This is a genomic window from Flavobacterium branchiophilum NBRC 15030 = ATCC 35035, from assembly GCF_002217205.1.
Lineage (GTDB): Bacteria > Bacteroidota > Bacteroidia > Flavobacteriales > Flavobacteriaceae > Flavobacterium > Flavobacterium branchiophilum.
Genome location: NZ_MUGT01000237.1, coordinates 1 through 696, shown reverse-complemented (window position 1 = coordinate 696; position 696 = coordinate 1). Strand labels below are relative to the sequence as shown.

Sequence of the window (696 nt, the reverse complement as noted above, 5' to 3'; positions counted from 1 at the left end):
TGTATATTTGGTATTATTCTAATTATAACAAAAAAAGCTGTTCAACCAAATGAACAGCTTTTTTTATACATATCAAAAAAAAAGTTTTTATAATTTTTATAAATCCTATAAACCTAATTGTTTTTGTTAAGTTCGTCCAACGGAGTAATACTTTCAAATGATGGAGGAATCACTTCTTTTCCAGATTTATCAATAAATCCATACAAGCTATTTTGTTTTACTAAAGCCCAATTTTTCTTTCTCAAACTAAATTTTTCAATTTCACGGTATTTTACCTGAACAACTTCTTTGCCATTTGTTTCGTCGATAAAGCCCAAAAAGTCTCCAATTTGAACTAAAGACCATCCACTTCTATACTCGCCAAAAGGTTTGATATTGTCATAAACGGTGTTCACAACAAGAGTTCCTGTTTTATCAATAAATCCTGATTTGCCAGCATGGATAATTTTAGCCCAATCTTTTCTATTTTCATCAAATGGATAAATTTTATCGTAAATTGGTTCTAAAATTTCTCTACCATTAACGTCAATAAAGCCAAATTTATTCTCGATGGAAACCAATGCCCAACCTTTATTGAGATTGTCAAAACTATCTATGGTTGTATATTTTGCAGGTACCACCTCATATCCTGCAATGTCAATATAACCAATTTTTCCTTCCAAATATACTTTAGCCCAATTTTCTTTTTGAATACCA

1 protein-coding gene is annotated in these 696 nt (G+C 29.9%); it reads right to left on the bottom strand.

Annotated features, from left to right (window positions below):
- Positions 1-113 precede the first annotated feature (113 nt).
- Positions 114-696, bottom strand: a 583-nt coding sequence (locus tag B0A58_RS16130) for a WG repeat-containing protein (RefSeq protein WP_089081882.1), incomplete at its 5' end; no start/stop codon positions are given.